This is a genomic window from Lentibacillus amyloliquefaciens, assembly GCF_001307805.1.
Taxonomy (GTDB): Bacteria; Bacillota; Bacilli; order Bacillales; family Amphibacillaceae; genus Lentibacillus; species Lentibacillus amyloliquefaciens.
Genome location: NZ_CP013862.1, coordinates 3,265,571 through 3,285,101, shown reverse-complemented (window position 1 = coordinate 3,285,101; position 19,531 = coordinate 3,265,571). Strand labels below are relative to the sequence as shown.

The window sequence follows — 19,531 nt, the reverse complement described above, 5'->3', positions numbered from 1 at the left end:
CGTTATTCGGTCATCGTTTCAAAATTGACTTTCGTATTCATCAATTCAGATTGCAACTCAGCCCGTTTTCGTGTGATGTCTCTTTCTTCTGCCAGAAGGACATCATTCCATTCAACTGTCTCGTTTAAATTTGCTTGATAGGCGGCATCAATGACAGCCAAATCTTTTGCAAGTTGATCCTGCATCCCATTCACGATTCCAATGCCAACACAGTCGTTAATTTCAACTTTTGCTTCCGTGACAAGCACTTCTCCTAAATAAAATAAAGATTTCCGGGCTGATTCACGCGTCTTGATCATGGTCATTCCATAATGCGGTGCAATTATTTCCTGACAATCATGGTTTTGCCTGATCGTACCGGCCAAACGCCCGGCGAGATTCGGATCGCCATTCACTAAAATTGTTGTCCGTCTTCGCCTTCGCATGTTGTTATCCCTCCTTGACAAATTCATCGTAACTTGTCGCCAAGTGGATGTGTATAAAGTGCGTGTTAAGTATTTGTAAAAATGAGATTCATAAAGTGAATCTTCAATCAGTTGGGGGTTTCTTTCTTCCTCCACTGATTGTTAGATGAACGAATCGGACATTTACTGGCAGTTGATCCCCCACCTAATCTTCATCGTTTTCGCGAACATTTGAGGTGGGGGTTCTACTCCCATGAAAATCCAAAGTTATTTTCATCCTAATTGGTGAATCTTTGATTCATGGATGGCTGCCAGTTACATGCGGGATAAAATGAATGGAGATGGGTAAGCGGGGTGAGAACGACGAGCGAACAAAAAAAGCATGCAAGGATCATTTCCCTACATGCGCATTCAGTCGTTAGTCGTTATGTCATATTTGAATTTTTCGCTCCGGTAGTTGATTTTGCTGTATTCAAGCATGTTGCCCGTTTCAACATCGATACAATTGCTTTCAACGACAATCAGGGGCACCATATGATTGCACATGAGCAGCTCCTGTTCTGTGACTGTCGGGAAAGAAATACTCATCAAGCTTCTGTTGCTCGTGAATTCCGAATAACCCAGATCCCTGTAATAGGCGAACATCGATGTAACATGCGGGCCATCTTGTCCAATCCCAGGGAACTTCGCCTCATTAACGAATGAATTATGGATGGCCATGGGCTCACCGTCAATGTAGCGCAGCCGGCATAATTGGTAGATTGTATGATGCTCGTCTGCATTTAATATGCTGTAAATCTTTTCATCAAATGAAATCGGCTCACATGCGATCATTTCCGTTTTCAAATCATAGCCGGCCTGAATCATTTTATCCGTGAAACTAACCTTGCCTGTGAGGTGAAGCTGTATCAGATTTGTCCGCTTCTTTAAAAATCGCCCTTTTCCCTGCAGCGAGTAAATATAACCCCTCGCTTCCAGCACATTCAGCGCATTGCGAACGGTCATCCGCGGAACCTGGAATTGATCAGCCAATTGATTCTCAGATGGAAGCTTCATGTCCCCCTTCAGCTTGCCATCAATCATATCCCTCATCAGCACATCGATAATCTCAGTTTCGTTTTCAGTTGATATAACAACCACCTCCTGTCCAGTTTGATACGTCTACTATGTATTGTAATATAAAATCAATTCGAGAGCATCAGTTGAGGAATCTGGGACAAGATGTCTGACACTTTGTCCCACCTCAAACGCTTTGATAGCCTGTTCCCGGCGTGTGGAAGTGAAAATTCAGCCATTGAATTAACGGGGGATGAACTATTTAACTATTCATTTGCCAAGCAATGGGTCGATGTTTGCAAAGGGTGGCACGAAGAAGAGATGGAAGAGGCTGTTGCGATGAATGATGAAAAGGATTAGTACGTAAGGAGCGGCTTGGGCTTGGGGGGCCTGCACGAGCTGAGGGTACTCTCGCTCGAGTTCGGGGTGTTCTCGCACGAGTTGGGGACGCTACCGCACGAGTTCGAATGATTCCTGCAGGTGTTGGAGCGCCTCCCGCACGAGTTGAGGGCTCTCTCGCTCGTTTTGAAGACGCTCTCGCTCAAGTCGAGGACCTTCTCGCTCAAGTTTGAGCGATTCCCGCGCGAGTTCGGGGCGTTTTCGCTCGAGTTTCACCGCTTCCCGCTCGAGTTGAGCCCGCTCCCACACGAGCTTGAGCGATTCCTGCACGAGTTGGAGCACCTGCTGCACGACTTTCGGGGCTTCTCGCACGAGTTAAGGCTGCTCCCGGCGATGGGCAGGTGCGTTAATGAGCAAAATGGAGTATACTGAAGATGAGAAAATTGAAGTGAAAAAGGAATTTTTACGAATGCTCGTGAGGTTGGAACTAGATCCGGCACGAAACCGCGAATTGACCACGTTTTTTGAAACGTATTTAAAACTCACGGACGAGGAAGAATATATATTGCAGGAAGAAGTAAGACACTTAAACCCCGATGAGGAGGCGAAAGTTATGGAGTTAATGACTTCTTATGAACGTAAAGGGATAGAAAAAGGAATTAAAAAAGTGGCAATTAACTTATTATCCGATGGTATGGATGTACCAAAGGTAGCCGAATTAACAGGGTTGAGCGAAAAAGAAATTACGGAGTTAAAAAATCAACAAGACAGAAATGATTAATATAGGTTCATGAACAGAAGGCTCCTTTGCTTCAAAGTGTGAAATAGTCTCCTTATTGTACGGATTGAAGACCGGTGCATCAGTGTTTTTCTTTTCCGCAACCGGGCGATTGCTGAATAGAAAACTGAAAAATAAAAATAACGTATAGCTCAGTTTTAATTGAACTGGGTTATTTTTTATCAACAAAAAGCACCGCATTTTCGGTGCTTTTTAATATACATTTTAGTGCGCAAATTAGAGTTTTGCGATAGGTAACGGAACCCGTTATTTGCGGATAGGGTTTTTTTTGATGAGGATAGTCGCACATATTTAGGGGGATCGCACGAGTTTCGGGGGATTCCTGCACGAGTTTGGAGCGTTCTCGCACGACTCCCGCACACTTTTATTAACCTCACTCTAAAGGCAGTAGTGACTCATAAGCTACCGGATTAATCCGTGTCTTCACCGCTTCATCCGCTCGTTGATACTCCCCTGCAGAAACAAGATTTCATCGGCAAGGTTATGCAGCCTTTTTGCAACCAGATTATCGATAATTTCTTCACTTTCCAAACTGAAGCAATCATTCTGAACAAAAACATTCTCTGTTGGCACCAGCCCTTTAAAATAAGAAAGAATGGGTTTCAGCTGGTATTCGGTTACAAGAAAATGTTTCTCCGACAAGCCTGTTGCAACAATGCCGGTGACTTTATTTTTGAAAGCATATTCCGGAATATGATCCAGCAGATTTTTCAACACGCCGGAGATTGAAGCTTGATAAATCGGTGTGCCAAACACCAAACAATCTGCCGACATGATTTTTTCAGCCACCGGCCAGGTGTCATCCTCAAAATAAGCAAGCGGGGATCCGTCAGCGAATGACAGGTCGTAATCCCTTAAATCTATGAGTTCTATCTCTACTGATTTATCCAGCATCTTAGCCGCTGCCAGTACATCATAAACAGCCTTGGATGTTTTATTCCCGGCCAATGTTCCTGATACGCCAACTAACTTCAACATGACGCCTCCTCTTTAGTTCCAGCATTTATTATCTCACGGTCCATAAAAGGGTCAGACCCCCCTACCTCGGTGTCATGAACAGTTGAGTCCAGTAAGTTCCGTACTTGAACCCATTCCCTTCAACATAGCCGACACCGATGTGCGTAAAGCCTTCCTTCAAAATATTTTCACGGTGGCCTTCGCTACTCATCCAGCCTTCCACTACTTGCTCCGGGCTGCGCTGCCCCGCTGCAATATTTTCACCGGCCAGACGGTAGTTAAAATCGAACTGGTTCATCATATCAAACGGCGATCCATACGTCGGTGATGTGTGGCTGAAGTAGTTGTTGTCCTTCATGTCCCGGGATTTCTTTCGGGCGAGATCGCTCAAACGATTATGCATTTCAAGCGGTTCCAGACCTCTCTGTGTCCGCTCGTCATTCACAAGTTTGACCACTTCTTTCTCAAATTCAGAGGGGTCAGTCCCCGATTCAGAGGGGTCAGTCCCCTCAAGCGATGAAGCAGGTTCCGATGATTGGAAAAGCTGTGTTAATTGCTCTTCCAGGTGCGCCGCCGAATCCTCAATCAAGCCTGAGATATCCTGTTCAGCAAACCATCCCTTTACCGACCCTGTCCATTTTTCAATGTTGATTGATTCCAACTTATCCGCGTTCCACACTTTCTGAATCGAATCCGGTGTCCAAATCGATACCATAAATATAATAGCAACCAGTATAAAAAGCCGTTTCATGGTGGGCGCCCCTTCACTTTATTCGTATCATTGTACCTCTATCATACACCTAAGATGGGCAGTCATACAAAATTGGAGCATTGGAAAGGATTTCTGACATGATATCCGAAGCCTGCCTGCATAGTCGGATCGCTTATTGTAAAAATTTCAAGGGATTTTGCACGAGTTCAAGGTTTTTCTGCACAAGTTAGTGGGGGGCTCGCTCGTTTCCAAGCCATTCCTGCTCGAGTTACCGCGCCTCTCGCTCGGTTCCAAGACATTCCCGCTCGTGTTACCGCGCCTCTCGCTCGAATCAACTGCACCGCCCGAAAAACCACACTATATGGTACAATAAAGTTAATTTCAACTCGATATTGGAGCTGATAAAGTGAATATAATTCAGGAACAACTTCACAATGGGTGGAGGCGATTTAAAATCTCAAATCACAATAAGATGCAAGTGACTTTTTTAAATTATGGCGGGATCATTACGGAGATTCTTGTGCCTGATAAACACGGGAATGTTGAAAATGTCGTATTGGGGTATCAAAATATTGAAGATTATAAGAGGGACGCAAATTTTTTCGGAGCTATGATCGGACGTGTTGCCGGCCGAATTCAGGATGCATCTTTCAAGCTTGACGGGAAGCATTACAATCCGGAAGCGAACGATGGCAATAACTGTTTACATAGCGGCGCGTCCGGCTTCCATAGAGTGATTTGGGATGCAGTTCCCTTTCAGACAGCTGATGAAGCTGGTGTTAAGCTAACTTACACAAGTCAGGATGGTGAGGGTGGATTTCCCGGAACGATAGAGGTGGCCGTTACCTATACCCTGAATAACCAGAACCAATTCATAATAGACTACGAAGCGATCAGTGACGAAACGACTGCTTTAACACTGACCAATCATACATATTTTAACTTGAGCGGCAATCAAAGCGATACAATCAAACAGCACACAGTGAAGATCAACAGCAGCCATTTTATTGAGCTTGATCAAAACTTGATACCGACTGGGAATAAACTGAACGTCAGCCATACGCCCTTTGATTTTAGACACGGCAGAAAGCTTATTGACGGGATAGCATCGGGTACCGACCAAAACGCCATTGCCGGTAATGGCTATGATCATTATTTTCTTTTTGATCATGAGCGAGGTAATATTCGTGTCAACGAGGAATCGAGCGGGCGGGTCATGGAGATTGAAACGAACCAGCCAGGGGTGGTTATGTACACAGGTCAAAATCTGGAGGAAGGGCTGGCATTAAAGGGTGAACGGTCGCGCAAATATGCGGGTGTATGCTTTGAAACGCAAGGCCCGCCTGCATCGCTGCATCATGACGGTTTTCCATCTATCATACTAAAAGCAAATACACGCTATTCAAAACAGACATCCTTCACATTTGGAACGGAATAGTTAAATCCGGGCTAAACATTATAGCCCGGATTTTGCTTATTAATTCAAGTATACTTTTTCGCCCGTTTCAATTGATTGTAAACATGCGTCAATGACTTTAAGATTGCTCACGGTATTTTGCATTGTGTGCTTGAGCCTTACCCCGGTTAGGATAGCATCCGAGAAATGCTCGACTTCAGCTTTATATTGATCTGTGTTTATAGTTTCTTCACGACGCACGCCATCAGTTTCGACAATCACTAACCCATCGCCGCCGTTCAAATCAGGGCGGTATGCGCGTGGTACCGTTACACGGCCTTCCGTGCCAATAATTTCGTATTCTTGCCGGAATGCCGATTCAAAACTGTTATCAAAGACGGTCATGATCTCACCGGAAAATTCCATGTACGTGACAGCATTCGTCTCGACACCATAAGTTGCATCACGCTTCGCATGTACATGCACCGCAACCGGCTCACTGCCCAAAATATGCCGGATGGAGTGGATGCTGTAACACCCGATATCATAGAACGTCCCGCCGCCTTTTGCAGCATCCATTCGAATGTTATCTTCTTTGTCTGTTACCAGAAAAGAAAAACTTGATCTCACGAGTTTAACATCGCCAATTTCGCCACTGGCAATAATTTCTTTCACCCGATCATGCTGCTGGTGGAAATAGTACATAAACCCTTCCATGAAAAGAACGTTGTTTTCTTCACACGTCCTTTGAATGTCTTCCATATCAGCAGACGTTAACACCGCGGGTTTTTCGCAGAGAATATGCTTGCCTTTTTTGGCTGCTTCTATCACCCACTTTTTATGTAAGTGATTCGGCAGCGGTATGTACACCGCCTCTATTTCCGGATCAACGAGAAGTCCCTCATAACAGTCATAAGACTTGGGAATCCCTAATTCACGAGCGACTTCTGATGCCCTCCCGCTGCCGCTTGCTATTGCAGTCACTTCAGCATTTTCAAATCGCTCAATAGCTGGTATCAGCTGAGTTTGCGCGATGTTCGCCGTACTTAGTATGCCCCATTTTGTAAAACGCATTACGCTCATCCCTTCTGTTATTCATTACGACACTCTACCAATATTATGCCATTAATGTCTATTTTTTGCTTGAGATATCAATCCACACAGCAATGATTAAAATCAATCCCTTTACGATCGACTGCCAAAACGTTTCGATGTTCATCATGCTCATACCGTTATCTATACTGGTCATAATCAGGGCGCCAATAACGGCTCCTACAATATTACCTCGGCCACCCATCAGACTTGTTCCGCCGATTACACACGCCGCAATTGCGTCTAGTTCATACATTTCGCCTGCACTGACACTTGCAGCATTCAGCCTGCTCGATAAAATAACACCGGCTACTCCCGCAAGCGCGCCCATCAGTACGAAAACAGATAACGTATTGCGCTTTATATTGATCCCCGACAAGGCAGCTGCTTCTTCGTTACCACCGATTGCATAGATGTAGCGGCCAAAGGATGTTTTATTTGAAATGAAAATAAACAAACCGCCAAAGAACATCACGATAATTAATGGAACAGGAATACCATTGTAGCGATTTAACATATAAGTTAATAGAAGAATCAGGAAGGCATACACAGCATATTTTCCATAGAGTTTAAACGGGTTGTCTGTCAATAAGCCTAATTGCTGCCGTTTATTCTGGCTTTGCCAAGCTGAAAAAAATAATAGAATGACACCCGCAACCGCTAATACATAACCAGCCCAGTATGGCAAATGACTATTCGCAATAGCTCTGAAACCTTCATGAAGTGGTGCTACGGTTTGTCCTGCACTGATTCCAATTAAAATACCCCTGAAAATCAGCATACCACCCAGCGTTACAATAAAAGCAGGTACAGCACGGTAAGCGACCCACCATCCCTGCCAGAGACCAAGCAAAGCACCGACAACGATTGCAGCTAATACGACCCATACGGTATCCCATCCAAACCATACTTGTAAAATAGCCGAAATGCCTCCGGTTAATCCCGCTAATGAACCTACTGACAGATCAATATGGCCGGCAACGATGACAAGCGTCATACCAATGGCCAAAACAGCTATGACAGTCATTTGAGCAAACAGGTTCGATAGATTTCGTGATGACAGAAATTCACCACCTGTTAAAATTCCAAAGATTGACACGATCAGAATTAAGGCAACAATCAGGGCATAAGACTGCGCATTAAATTTAAAACTTAACTTCTTTTCAGCCGGTTTTTCAGTTGATGATTGGCTCATGATTATTTCCTCCTGTCGCCAGTTTCATGACATTTTCCTCTGTGGCTTCTTCCCTCGAGAGTTCTCCTGAAATGGTACCATCTGCCATTACAAGGATACGGTCCGACATCCCCAGAATTTCCGGCAATTCAGATGAAATCATGATAATACCGACACCTTGCTGTGATAATTCATTAATGATTTTATAAATTTCATTTTTGGCACCGACATCGATCCCTCTTGTTGGTTCATCCAATATGAGAATTTTTGGATTGGTAAACAGCCATTTACTCAACACGACTTTTTGTTGATTGCCGCCACTTAACTGCTCCACTTTTGCTTCTAAACTATGGGCTTTCAAATTCAGCTTATTTGTCATTTCTTCTGCACTTTTCAACTCTAAAGAAGCATCAATCAATCCATTGGGCATAACCTTTTTGAGGGCAGCGAGTGTTGAGTTTTTGGTAATTTCCATCCCTATCACCAGGCCATACCGTTTACGATCTTCTGATACATAAGCTAAACCGGCACTGATGGCATCAGATGGCTTCTTGATAACTGCTGGCTTTCCATCGATTGTCACTTCTCCATATGCCTTGCCGGGATACCCGCCGAAAAGGCTTATAAACAGCTCGGAGCGTCCTGCTCCCATTAAGCCGGATATACCCAGTATTTCGCCTTTTCTCAGTGTGAAAGACACATTATCTGCTATTGTTTCATCAGTTGATTTATTATAGAAAGAATAATTTTTGACACTTAATATCTCTTCTCCGGTCTCATGTTCTTCATAAGGAAAGTAGTTCGTTAGTGATCTGCCTACCATATTGGAAACAATTGTATCCTCTGTTATTTCATTTACATTGAATGTATCAATCGTCTGACCATCTCTTAAAACAGTTACCGAATCAGCAAGCCGCATCACCTCACCAAGCTTGTGCGATATATAGATGCAAGTGACACCTTCTGATTTAAGATCCTTTAAAATCTCAACCAATACCTCTACTTCACTTTCTGTCAGCGCTGCTGTTGGTTCATCCAAAATTAGAATCTCTGCATTCTTTGTAAGTGCCTTGACGATTTCAATTAATTGCTGTTTACCAACTGTCAGATCACCTAATTTCCGTTGTGGATCGATGTTTAATCCAATATGATCCAACCACCGCTTTGACTCGGCATAAAGCTTATTCCAATTCAATACTTTTTCTCTCATCAAATCACTGCTCAGAAAGATGTTTTCGCCAACCGTCATTTCAGGCACCAAAGCCAATTCCTGATAAATGATGGCTATACCGGCTTCCTGTGATTCTTTAATATTGCGAAACCTGACTTCTCTTTCATTAATTACTATTTTTCCGTCAAAACTGCCGGAAGGATATACGCCGCTTAATATTTTCATAAGCGTCGATTTGCCGGCGCCATTTTCACCGCACAGTGCATGAATTTCTCCTTTGTTAACGGATAATGTCACACTATCCAATGCTTTGACCCCAGGAAATTCTTTGCTGATCCCCTCCATTTGCAGTGCATATCCAGTCATAAAAGATTCACCTCTTTAAAAACTCAATAGGAAAGAGGAGAGTCCCCCTCCTCCCCGGATAATTGTCATATCATTTTTATTCCGGCTTGTCCGGCCGCTCATCTTCCGGTATATTTTCATACACATCCTCGAATGAATGAAACCCGTCGGCAATCACGGTATCGACTAAGTTTTCCTGACTTACTTTAATCGGATCAAGTTTAATGAACGGAACATCTGTCACGCCATTATTAACTGTATCTTCCGCTTCGATATCTTCGCCTTTAGCAAGTTTAACGGCGATTTCAGCATTTTTAGTTGCAATATCCTGAATCGGTTTATAAACAGTCATTGATTGCGTCCCTTCCGCAATGCGTTGTACCGCCGCTAAATCGGCATCCTGCCCGGAAATAGCAATGTCACCTGCAAGATTTTGAGCAGACAGTGCTTGCACTGCGCCGCCAGCAGTACTGTCATTTGTTGCAACAATGGCATCAATATCATTTTCATTAGCAGTCAATGCATTTTCTACAATACTCATAGCCGTTTCTGCAGACCAGCCTTCTACCCACTGGTCCCCGACCACTTCGATGTCACCACTTTCAATTAATGGATCCAACACATTCATCTGCCCGTCTCTGAACATTTGTGCGTTGTTATCCGTTGGTGCACCACCTAAAAGAAAATATTTACCTGTTGGTACCTGATCAATTAAATATTCAGCTTGCATCTCCCCAACGCGTTCATTATCAAAAGATACGTAAGCGTCAATTTCCGCATTATTTATCAACCGGTCATATGCTACCACCGGAATATTTTCTTCCTTGGCTTGATTAACAGCAGGGCTTAACGCATCAGAGTTATTAGCAATGATTACTAATGCATCAACACCTTGCGAGAGCATATTTTGAATTTGCGATAGTTGTTTTTCATCTTCCCCATCAGCGGACTGCACCAAAACATCCGCCCCCAGTTCTTCTGCCTGTTCCACAAAAATATCACGGTCGTGCTGCCATCGTTCCAATGTTAAATCTGCTACAGAAAGTCCAATCGTAACTTCGCCGTCTGATGATGCATCGGCATTATCATTGCCATTCGATGCGTCCTGTCCGCATGCCGCGGCTAAAAGCAGTATGGTAATTGACATGACTGCAATAACACCGGACTTGAAAAGCTTGCTCATTGCGATGACCCCTTTCATTTGAAACTTATTTCAGTTTTAGCTTTGTTCGTCTAATAGATGAACAAAGTTGTTGTATAAGAAACATCTGTTATTCCCGCTTGGAAATTAAATACGCAGCATTTTTATCCAGGCTATTATATGCGTTCCCTGTAACAAACCCTTTGTCTTTCCACTGCTCCAACTTTTCCGTGAAATTTTCCATATGCTTAACGACTTTGTCCGGATCTCCCTTTTCGTCAAAGTAAGCAGCCGTGTTCAATTTTGCTTTTAGTGATTGCGCAACACCATGGTTGGCAAATTCGCCCTCTTGTTCAAAACCTTCAATCAGTTCGCTCATGCCATCTATGTCGTAACCCATCATTTCCCAATAGGCGGGTTTGACATTAAAATCCGGATCAAAGACAAACGGTGCATCTTTTCCGACGCCATCATTATAATCCTCTGCACGGTCATCGAGCCATGTATGGTCATCCGCAATTCCCCAGAACGTCACATTGCCGATTTTATCGTCGAGTTCTTCATATAATTGGAATAGCTGATCATAACGTGCCGCTTGGTCATAAAGCCGGCCGCTTGCCCGTATTTCATCATAGTTTGTGAATGCCGGAGTTGGCGGCCACCCGTACAAGCTGACATCAAGCTCAGTAATGTGATTATCCAATCCAAGACCCGCAAACATGTTGATAGACTCCTTTGTTTCTGCAATGGTAGGCCAATCTAATTGGATATGTGCCTGGTGCCCGACACCATCAATTGGCACTCCCTGCTCCAGCAGGTCTTTCACTAGATTATACAGGTGCGCCCGTTTTGGTTCGACCTCGGTATTATAGTCATTGATGAATAATTTGGCATCATCACCGGCATATTTTCTGGCTGTTTCGAAGGCTTTTTTAATATAGTCCGTACCTGTAATCTGATACCACTTTGATTCACGCAAGCCCCGATCATTCGATGCATTGGGATCGATGGTTTCATTAACAACATCCCATGCGTCCACTTCGTCAGAATAACGCTTCACAATCGTTTTAATGTGAGTCTCCAAACGATCGAGCAGCAGCTCCTTATTTTCAGCGCGTTTGGTTGGGTCTGTTTCGTCAATCATTTCGTTGCCTTCCTCATCCAGGAAAAACCAATCCGGTACCTGACTGTGCCAGATGAGCGTGTGAAAGCGCAGATCCATATCATTTTCTTCAGCAAACCGGACGATTTTATCGGCCTCTTCAAAATTGAATTCGCCCTCTTCCGGCTGAATATTGATTGGCTTCATAACATTCTCGGCAACGATGCTGTTATAGTGGCGTTTTAATATCTCGCCATGAATACCTTCCAGCTGATAGGGCTCAACGGCAGCACCAATTGGAAAGGAATCTTCAAACCGGTCTTTCATTGCTGGCACCTCCAAAGAACTGATTGGCTCCGTGTCCCGCGCTGCATAAGCAGTATGTGTGCCGGCTGTTGCCAGCAATACCAACGATAATCCGCCAATAATCGATTTTCGAAACGTTTCTTTCATCCGACATCCTCCTTAATATACTTTAAATATATTTTCAAACACCTCCTTTCGTCATGATGTCCTGTGAGCTATCCAGATGATGTCTGTTTTTTGCTGGAGATGTACTGTTATCAATGCCTGTCAAAAGGGGTTTTTCAATTTGACGATTTTTGGCTTATGCTAAAAATCACCCGTTTCAATGAACTATTAGGAATGTGCTATCGCTGAGCGTTTCTGTTCTTGGATTGATCATTTTCTGTCGATCGATTTCTTGCTGCTCTCGATCGATTCAACCCAAAATCATTCCCGAAAGTTTACTAATTTCTCATTCAACTCCTTCGTCCGCCCATACACATCCTGATAGATCTCAAACAATTCCTTATACCTTTCCACATTTTCCGGGTCCGGCGAGAACATTTTCTCTACTTTCAAAAACGCATCCGCACAACCATGCAGCGAATCAAACCATCCGCAGCCGTAGGCCGCAAGCATTGCCGCTCCCATGCCGGGTCCTTGCTCACTTGAGAATTTTACGATTTTAGCATCAAAGATATCGGCCTGCATTTGCAGCCAAAGATCGTTCTTCGCGCCGCCTCCTATGGAAACGATTTTCTCAATCCGCTTACCATGTTCACGAAAAATCGCGATCGATTCATTCAGCGAAAACGTAATGCCTTCCATGACCGCCCGCACAAAATGCCGTCTTTCATGTGCGCTGTCCATGCCGATAAAGCTGGCGCGTATATCGGCATTTGCATGCGGCGTTCGCTCACCTGCAACATATGGGGTGAACAACAAACCATTGGATCCGGCCGGCACCGAATCAACGCCGGCCAGCAAATCGTCAAAAGATTCCTCACCGGCAAAGGCATCTTTAAACCAGCTGAGGCTGTACCCTGCCGCCAGTGTGACGCCCATCGTATAGTAAGCGTTCGGTGCGCCATGATTAAAATAATGCACCTGGCCCCGGAAATCTTTATCATTACTAGATTCATAGGACAAGACCACACCGGAAGTCCCCGTACTGACCAATGTTTTGCCATCTTCCAAAATACCCGACCCGATTGCCCCGCAAGCATTATCAGCCGCACCGGCAAATACACGTGTTCCAGCTGACAGCCCCGTCGCTTCAGCTACCTGTGCATCAACCTGCCCCACTTCATCAGAGGAGGCAACGAGCGGGGGACACAAATCAGGCTCAATATCCAGCGAGCGGCATATCTCACGGCTCCATTCATTTCGGCCGACATCCAGCAATAACGTCCCGGCCGCATCCGAGTATTCCATGTGAAGCTTTCCGGTCAATTTATAACGCACGTAATCTTTTGGCAGAACGAATGCCGCTGCCTCCTGAAAAATCTCCGGCTCGTGCTCTTTCACCCACAAAATTTTCGGTAGGGTAAAGCCTTCCAGTGCCGGATTTTTCGTGATCTCCAGTAAACGATGTTCGCCAACCGCCTCGTAAATTTCCCGGCACTGCGCTGTTGTGCGTGTATCGTTCCAAAGGATCGCATTGCGCAGCACGTTATAATGTTCATCCAATAATACAAGCCCGTGCATTTGCCCGGAAAAGCTGATGCCTTCGATGTCAGCGGGATCACCCTCAAAATTGCCGAGCATCTCCCTGAGGCCTGCCATTGTTTGCTCCACCCATAAATTCGGATCCTGTTCGCTGTAGCCGGTTTTCGACTGGATGAGCGATAATGGCTTGGAAACCTCCTGAGCGATTTCACCATTCCGGTTCACCAGCAGCAGTTTAACAGCACTTGTTCCTAAATCAACACCAATCACATATTTCATAGCCATTACGCTCCTGCATATTCTTTCAATAAGTACTGATTAATCGTCGCTTTAATTTGTTCAAGCCGTCCGGACTGATTTTGAATATTTTCAAGTCCCAATGCATGTTCTTCCAGTTTATGAAAATCTGCCGTGCCGTCTTCAACCGCCTTGCCGATACCTGTGTCAAAACTGCTGTAGCGTTCTTCTATGAAACGATCGAGGACTTTATCATCAATTAACCTTTGCGCCACTTTCAACCCGACGGCAAAACTGTCCATTCCGGCGATATGGGCGTGAACCAGATCTTCCGGTGTGAACGACCCCCGGCGGACTTTCGCGTCAAAATTCAAGCCGCCGCTTCCGAGACCGCCATTTTTGAGAATTTCGTACATGGCGAGCGTCGTTCCGTACAGATCAGTCGGAAATTCATCGGTATCCCAGCCAAGCAGCGGGTGGCCCTGATTCGCATCAACCGATCCCAAAATATTGTTGACCCGCGCATAACGCAATTCATGCTCAAACGTATGGCCCGCGAGTGTCGCATGGTTCGCTTCAATATTGAATTTAAAATCATCCTGCAGTCCGTAACGCTGCAAGAAGGCATAACCGCTGGCAACATCAAAATCGTATTGATGGGTTGTCGGCTCTTTTGGTTTCGGCTCAATCAGGAACTGTGCATCAAAGCCGATTTCTCTTGCGTAATCAACAGCCATATGGAAAAACCGCCCCAAATGGTCCAGTTCCCGTTTCATATCCGTGTTCAAAAGTGTTTCATAGCCTTCGCGGCCGCCCCAGAACACATAGTTTTCAGCGCCCAGCTCCTTTCCGACTTCCAGGCCTTTTTTCACTTTTGCCGCGGCATAAGCGAAGACATCCGCATTATTGGATGAGCCCGCGCCATGCACGAATCGCGGATGGGTAAAGTTATTCACCGTATTCCACAAGAGCTTGGTTTTGCTGTCTTTCATATAATCCTTGATCATTGCAACTATCGTATCGATATTTTGATTGGATTCGCGCAGATTGCTTCCTTCCGGGGCGATGTCGACATCATGAAAAGCGAAATACGGGACATTCAATTTTTCAAACAGTTCAAATGCCGCATCAACCCGTGCCTTTGCCCGGTCCATGCCATCGTATTTATCCCAAGGGCGCAGAGCTGTTCCGGCCCCAAATGGATCGGACAAATCTTCAGTGAAGGTATGCCAATACGCGACGGAAAACTTCAGCTGTTCTTCCATCGTTTTTCCCCCGACTTTTTCTTCCGGATTATAAAATTTAAACGCATAAGGATTTGTAGAATTGGATCCTTCATAGTTGATATTGCTGATATTGTTGAAATAGGTCATGACTTATTCCTCCTCAATTTCTCTGTATTTTAGGCCCTTTTCTTAACGCTGTTTTCTAAAAGGTTGTTTATGACACAAAATCCCTAAACTGCGAAACAGTGACAGTGTTGATTTCCGCTGCGGGCAGTCGCTTTCCGCTCCATCGAATTTTTTATAACAGATACTAACAGTGAATATACAGCCTTATTTAAATTGAATCTATCTAATCATCCTGTATAATAGACCCCGACACTAAATGCCATGGAGGGCAATCTGATGAATATGTTCGCCAGTACGCTTTACCGAATAATGGAATGGATTATGCGTTTTGCTTATCTCCAATTACTATGGATCGGTTTTACCCTTTCCGGTTTAGTGATTCTCGGAATCTATCCTGCAACCGCTGCTATGTTTGCAATTATCCGGGACTGGCTGCGCGGTAAAAAGGATATCCGCATTTTTGATACCTACTGGAAATATGTTAAAGCTGACTTTTTAAAAGCAAATCTTCTGGGAATCCCCATTACAGCTATCATTCTAGTGATCACTTTCAATATCTATTTTATTCAAGTCGATTTGACCGACAGTTTGTCATGGACTTACATCCCGATATTTACGTTTATGCTTTTGTTTCTGTTATGTCTGTTTTATTTATTTCCGGTATTCGTCCATTACGACCTGAACGTAGGCAACATTATGAAAAATACGCTGCTGATTATGCTCATAAGCCCTATTCACACGTTTCTGATGATCATCAGTCTCGGTGCCGTCGTTTTTGTTATGATAGCTCTTCCGGCATTAGCCTTTATATTCGGATGCAGTACATATGCATTTATCACGATGTGGCTGAGCCTCAATGCTTTTAACCGCGTGGAGCGGAAAAAGCACAACACGTGAGCTCAGCCTTTAACGGCACTCGATGAGATTCCTTCCACAACTTTATTGCTGAAGAAAATAAAAGCAGCCAAAATGGGCAGCAGACTGATGATCAATGTTGCCCCGATCGCTCCCCAGTCCGTCATATACTGGCCGATGAAATTTTGAATCCCGACAGTCAATGTTTTGTATTCATCTGAGGAGATGAACGTATTCACAAAGACAAACTCATTCCAGTTATAAATCATGTTAATAATGACAATCGTCGACAACACTGGTGCCGTCATCGGAAGAATAATCCGGAAAAACATGCGATGAACCGAACAGCCATCAATGATCGCGGCTTCTTCTATTTCACGCGGCAATGTATAATAGAATCCAAGCAAAATCATCATCGTAATCGGCAAATTGTAGGCCGTATACGTAAGGACAATCGACCATGGATTATCAATCAGATTGACACTCAAAAACATATTGAACAACGGGATAATGGCGGAATGAATCGGAATCATCAGCCCGACCATGAACAGCCCGAGCACGAATTTATCCAGCTTCCACTGCATCCGTGTAATCGCAAACGTTGCCATGCTTGCCAATAGTGCGGTAAAGATGATCGCCAGCGCCGTAATCCAGACACTGTTGAAGAAATAAAGACCAATGCCGCCTTCCCATACTTTCGCGTAATTTTCCCAAAGCCATTCCTTTGGCAAGGCAAATGGCGACCCCGCAAATATCTCCTGGTTGCTTTTTAAGGAAAAGAGAAAAAGCCAAATGATCGGGAAAATTTGAAATACTGCTACAATCCCTAAGCATATGTACAGAAAAACATATCCAATTCGATTCATGGCTGCACCTCCTTTTAGTATTGAATCTCGTCTTTGTCAGCTGTTAATTTCCGTACAATCACCGTGACAATCAGTGTAATAATCAACAGCAGAAAACCGATGGCACTTCCGTAACCGAAGTCATTCGTGCTGAAAGCCAGTTTATACATATACGAAGCCATAACTTCACTGGCACCATTCGGCCCGCCGCCAGTCATGACATAAATCAGATCAAAGTATTTCAATGAACCGACAATTGCCAGTACGACGGTGACTTTAACGACACCCTTAATTAACGGAAGCTTAATTCTATACGCAATCTGCAAAGGAGATGCCCCGTCGATTCGTGCTGCTTCAATGATTGTTTCCGGGACATTTTTCAAGGCAGCATAATAGATTAATATATAAAAACCGGCATATTGCCACAGGATTGGAATAAAAATCGCATATAATACGATATCGGGATTAGCCAGCCATGCAGGCGGATTTTCAAAGCCAATGGCCATTAAAATCCGATTGAGCATCCCATTGGCAGGATTAAATACCTTAATCCACAGCTGAGCGATCGCAACCGATGACAACAGCATCGGAATGAGATAGATTTTTCTTAATAGATCCGCCCCCTTGATTTTGGAAGCCAGAATCATCGATATAGCCAGATAAACAACCAGACTTAACGTCGAAAAGATTGCCAATAAAGCGGAATGCAAGGCACTGTCCCAAAATTTAAGGTCCTGTATGGCTGCGATATAATTTTCCAGCCCGATGAACTCCATTTCCCCGATGCCATTCCATTCCATCAGGCCATAATAACCTGACAGGATCAGCGGAATGAATATTAAGACACCAATCAGCAGCAAGGCCGGAAGAACGTATAGTGCTATAATCCATTTGTTGGACATGACTTTATTCATTGATATTCAACCCCAAATATTTAAGCTGGAAAATGGCTGGGACAAAACTAAAACGAGTGTTGGGAAAGACGAATAAAGCGATCCGTAAGCGGAGGAAATATGCGAAGACTCCTGCGGGAACAGAGGCATAGGTGAGACACCGAAGTGCTTTAGCGCTTCGGTGGCTTACCAGCCGCCCGCGGAAAGCGAAGCATATTTCCGCAGCGGTGTATCCCGCTTCCCTCCTAATAATAGTTCGTCTTTTCATGTACTTTAAATCCTTTTGTCCCAGCCTCTTTTCTTTAATCGTAACGTTTACTCTTCCTGTGATAGTGCTTCTTCATGTGCTTTTGCAAACTCTTCCGGGGTCACTTCCCCGCCGAATAATGCCTGAATCTGGTTCAAGTGCACTTCAGCTGTGTCAGGACTCATTTGAACATCAGCAAATAGTGTTAAATTACTCGCATTATTCAAATCATCCAGCACGTCCACATACATTTGCGGCAGATCCAAGGATTCGGCATCTACTTTTGTAGCCGGGATAACGCCCGCTTCCGTCACTGATTTTTCGCCCCATTTCTGGACAAAAAACTTCGTGAAATCTTTCGCTTCTTCTTTTACTTCCGAATTTTCAGCGACAAACAACCCAACACCGGGTCCACCTACATAACTACTCTTTTCACCTTTTCCATCAACAGTAGGGAAGTCGAAATAGCCGACTGAGTCCCTGAATTCCTGAGGCACTTCTTCGTTTGTCGTATAGTTTGGCAGATCCCAGGTGGCAATCAAATACATCGCTGTCTGCCCATTCATGAACATGCTCTTGACTTCTTGATCTGAAAGGCCGTTGTGCCCATCATTAAAGGCATTCATATCAACCAAGTTCTGAACTTCTTCCGCTGCCTGGATTAAAGCCGGATTTTCAAATGATTCTTCCCGGTTAATGGCGCTTGTCAGGAGATCTGACCCGCCGATTCGGTCAGCATAATACATATACCATAAAGAACCGGTCCAACGATCCTTATTACCCAAAGCAATCGGTGTGACGCCATTTTCTTTCAGTGTTTGTACAACATTTTGGAATTCTTCATTGGTTTCAGGCGCTTCAAGTCCGTGCTCTTCAAAAATGGCTTGATTATAAAACACTGTTGCAATGTTCAATTCAAGCGGCAGCCCGTACGCTGTGCCATCCACCGAAAAGGCATCGGTCGTTCCGGAAACAAACTGCCCCTTTAATTCTTCACTTTCAACAACATCGTCCAGAGATGCGTATTTGTCGCCTTCCACATATGGCTCCATATAACCGGCAGCCCAGGTCATGCCGACATCAGGAAGTTCATCGGAAGTCGATAGAACTTTGATTTTATCTTTATATTGCTCATTGCTTAAAATTTCAAGTTCAATGTTAACGCCTTCATTTTCACTCTCATATTCCTTGACAATGTCATTTACGATGCGATTATGTTCCGCTGAACTTCCCTCAGGCCACAAGTGCATGAAATCGATTGTTTTTTCGTCTTCGGTGTTTGCACTGCTGTCCTCCGAGTCACCGTTGCACCCTGCCATCACCAAAACCGGAAGCAGTACCGACAAAAATAATGTAATCGCTTTCTTACTCACATTTATTTACCTCCATTTTTAATTGATTACATTCGATTTGAATGCTTATTTTGAATAATAGCAAAATAATCTTTGTTTGTCCAGTGGA

The 19,531-nt window shown here is 44.2% G+C and carries 17 protein-coding genes and 1 pseudogene; 4 read left to right on the top strand and 14 right to left on the bottom strand.

The window, feature by feature from the left end; all coding sequences use genetic code 11:
* Positions 1-2: 2 nt before the first annotated feature.
* Positions 3-425, bottom strand: coding sequence for a phosphonate C-P lyase system protein PhnG (gene phnG, locus AOX59_RS16410; RefSeq protein WP_068447096.1), 423 nt, complete (start codon positions 423-425; stop codon positions 3-5).
* Positions 426-815: 390 nt separating this feature from the next.
* Positions 816-1,544, bottom strand: coding sequence for a GntR family transcriptional regulator (locus tag AOX59_RS16405; RefSeq protein ID WP_335338757.1), 729 nt, complete (start codon positions 1,542-1,544; stop codon positions 816-818).
* Positions 1,545-1,646: 102 nt separating this feature from the next.
* On the opposite strand from AOX59_RS16405, the pseudogene AOX59_RS16400 reads away from it, so the two are divergent.
* Together AOX59_RS16400 and AOX59_RS16390 are read left to right on the top strand one after the other, a co-directional pair.
* Positions 1,647-1,820: pseudogene (locus AOX59_RS16400) on the top strand (YbaK/EbsC family protein); the annotation flags it as partial.
* A 397-nt stretch (positions 1,821-2,217) separates the two neighbouring features.
* Complete coding sequence (locus AOX59_RS16390) at positions 2,218-2,580, top strand: RpnC/YadD family protein (protein WP_169792888.1); 363 nt, start codon at positions 2,218-2,220, stop codon at positions 2,578-2,580.
* 441 nt (positions 2,581-3,021) lie between these two features.
* On the opposite strand, the gene AOX59_RS16385 is transcribed toward AOX59_RS16390, so the two are convergent.
* The gene (locus AOX59_RS16385) at positions 3,022-3,573 is read right to left on the bottom strand and encodes an NADPH-dependent FMN reductase (RefSeq protein ID WP_068447087.1); all 552 of its coding nucleotides are present in this window, start codon (positions 3,571-3,573) and stop codon (positions 3,022-3,024) included.
* A 64-nt stretch (positions 3,574-3,637) separates the two neighbouring features.
* Positions 3,638-4,306 carry a CAP domain-containing protein gene (locus AOX59_RS16380; protein ID WP_068447085.1) on the bottom strand — a complete coding sequence of 223 codons (669 nt, stop codon included), beginning with the start codon at positions 4,304-4,306 and terminating at the stop codon, positions 3,638-3,640.
* A 367-nt stretch (positions 4,307-4,673) separates the two neighbouring features.
* Between AOX59_RS16380 and AOX59_RS16375 the strand changes: the two genes are divergently transcribed.
* Positions 4,674-5,705 (top strand): aldose epimerase family protein, encoded by a 1,032-nt coding sequence (locus tag AOX59_RS16375; RefSeq protein WP_068447081.1) that lies wholly within the window; start codon positions 4,674-4,676, stop codon positions 5,703-5,705.
* Positions 5,706-5,744: 39 nt separating this feature from the next.
* Here AOX59_RS16375 and AOX59_RS16370 read toward each other — a convergent pair whose 3' ends face one another.
* The 7 genes from AOX59_RS16370 to xylA form a co-directional block, all read right to left on the bottom strand.
* Positions 5,745-6,737 (bottom strand): Gfo/Idh/MocA family protein, encoded by a 993-nt coding sequence (locus tag AOX59_RS16370; protein ID WP_068447079.1) that lies wholly within the window; start codon positions 6,735-6,737, stop codon positions 5,745-5,747.
* A 58-nt stretch (positions 6,738-6,795) separates the two neighbouring features.
* Complete coding sequence (locus AOX59_RS16365) at positions 6,796-7,950, bottom strand: sugar ABC transporter permease (RefSeq protein ID WP_068447077.1); 1,155 nt, start codon at positions 7,948-7,950, stop codon at positions 6,796-6,798.
* Positions 7,931-9,466 carry a xylose ABC transporter ATP-binding protein gene (locus tag AOX59_RS16360; protein WP_068447075.1) on the bottom strand — a complete coding sequence of 512 codons (1,536 nt, stop codon included), beginning with the start codon at positions 9,464-9,466 and terminating at the stop codon, positions 7,931-7,933. Before AOX59_RS16360 ends, AOX59_RS16365 begins: the two co-directional genes overlap by 20 nt.
* Before the next feature lie 76 nt (positions 9,467-9,542).
* On the bottom strand, positions 9,543-10,628 hold the full coding sequence (xylF, locus tag AOX59_RS16355; RefSeq protein WP_068447073.1) for a D-xylose ABC transporter substrate-binding protein: 1,086 nt from the start codon (positions 10,626-10,628) through the stop codon (positions 9,543-9,545).
* A gap of 88 nt (positions 10,629-10,716) precedes the next feature.
* Positions 10,717-12,141, bottom strand: coding sequence for an endo-1,4-beta-xylanase (locus tag AOX59_RS16350; protein WP_082684235.1), 1,425 nt, complete (start codon positions 12,139-12,141; stop codon positions 10,717-10,719).
* A gap of 279 nt (positions 12,142-12,420) precedes the next feature.
* The gene (gene xylB, locus AOX59_RS16345; protein ID WP_068447072.1) at positions 12,421-13,920 is read right to left on the bottom strand and encodes a xylulokinase; all 1,500 of its coding nucleotides are present in this window, start codon (positions 13,918-13,920) and stop codon (positions 12,421-12,423) included.
* Positions 13,921-13,925: 5 nt separating this feature from the next.
* A complete protein-coding gene (gene xylA, locus AOX59_RS16340) occupies positions 13,926-15,251 on the bottom strand; it encodes a xylose isomerase (RefSeq protein ID WP_068447070.1) in 1,326 nt (441 codons plus the stop codon).
* A gap of 255 nt (positions 15,252-15,506) precedes the next feature.
* On the opposite strand from xylA, the gene AOX59_RS16335 reads away from it, so the two are divergent.
* Entirely contained in the window at positions 15,507-16,127 is a 621-nt protein-coding gene (locus AOX59_RS16335; RefSeq protein ID WP_068447068.1) for a YesL family protein, read from the top strand.
* Between the two features lie 2 nt (positions 16,128-16,129).
* Here AOX59_RS16335 and AOX59_RS16330 read toward each other — a convergent pair whose 3' ends face one another.
* The 3 genes from AOX59_RS16330 to AOX59_RS16320 form a co-directional block, all read right to left on the bottom strand.
* Positions 16,130-16,951: a carbohydrate ABC transporter permease gene (locus AOX59_RS16330; RefSeq protein ID WP_068447067.1), complete on the bottom strand. Its 822-nt coding sequence runs from the start codon at positions 16,949-16,951 to the stop codon at positions 16,130-16,132.
* A 14-nt stretch (positions 16,952-16,965) separates the two neighbouring features.
* On the bottom strand, positions 16,966-17,844 hold the full coding sequence (locus AOX59_RS16325; protein ID WP_068447066.1) for a carbohydrate ABC transporter permease: 879 nt from the start codon (positions 17,842-17,844) through the stop codon (positions 16,966-16,968).
* A gap of 294 nt (positions 17,845-18,138) precedes the next feature.
* The gene (locus AOX59_RS16320) at positions 18,139-19,389 is read right to left on the bottom strand and encodes an extracellular solute-binding protein (protein ID WP_082684310.1); all 1,251 of its coding nucleotides are present in this window, start codon (positions 19,387-19,389) and stop codon (positions 18,139-18,141) included.
* Positions 19,390-19,531 lie beyond the last annotated feature (142 nt).